Origin of the sequence: Xenorhabdus santafensis (assembly GCF_033949405.1) — a bacterium.
Lineage (GTDB): Bacteria > Pseudomonadota > Gammaproteobacteria > Enterobacterales > Enterobacteriaceae > Xenorhabdus > Xenorhabdus santafensis.
Genome location: NZ_VCDN01000326.1, coordinates 1 through 687, shown reverse-complemented (window position 1 = coordinate 687; position 687 = coordinate 1). Strand labels below are relative to the sequence as shown.

The following is a 687-nucleotide window of genomic DNA, read 5'->3' as shown; positions in this document are numbered from 1 at the left end:
GGTGAACTGAATGAGTGAAGTGACTTTAGAAAAAACAGTTGTAGAAGAAGTGTTACCAGATGTTCAAGACATAATGAAAGAAGAAATTTTAGAAGAAGATACTTCAAGTGAAAGTATTGAAACGGTTCAATTATTTCAATACATGAAGGAAAATTCAGTGCCTTTGAATGCATCTCAGATGAAAGGTATTTTATTGCTTAATGAGAATGGATGTAAAGATATAGCTGATTATGTTATTTCTGTAAAAAAACAGAGTTTACCACTTGCCTTCTATGAAAAGGTTCTAAAAATATTAACTATGTTTGACAGAATTAAAGGTAATGCGAAATTAAGTCATTTACTGAAAGCGAATGCGAATCCATCATTATCACTTTCAGCTAATAGTGCAAAAGTAGTGAAAGGAAATGAACTTGCATGAACGTAATGGTCTTTGAAGGTCCTCTTGGAAGCGGTAAGACATTAGGAATGACATTGTTTGCACATCACTTTAAACAGAAAAGTAATTGCGTATTGTATAGCAATTATGGCGTAGTTGGTTCAAAGCCATTTACTGAAATAGAACATTTTAAAAATATTGCTCAAGAAAAATCTACAATTTTAAATTTAGATGAAGCTCATATTGATTTGGATGCTCGAAGTTTTTCGAGTAACTCGGTTAAATTCTTTTCTCAAGTATCGTATTATCTT

Annotated in this window: 2 protein-coding genes; both read left to right on the top strand. The window is 31.4% G+C overall.

What is annotated here, in order from left to right:
- Positions 1–10: 10 nt before the first annotated feature.
- The gene (locus FE392_RS22675; protein ID WP_015484804.1) at positions 11–418 is read left to right on the top strand and encodes a hypothetical protein; all 408 of its coding nucleotides are present in this window, start codon (positions 11–13) and stop codon (positions 416–418) included.
- On the top strand, positions 415–687 hold a 273-nt coding region (locus FE392_RS22670; RefSeq protein ID WP_319931935.1), incomplete at its 3' end, for a hypothetical protein. The genes FE392_RS22675 and FE392_RS22670, both read left to right, overlap by 4 nt.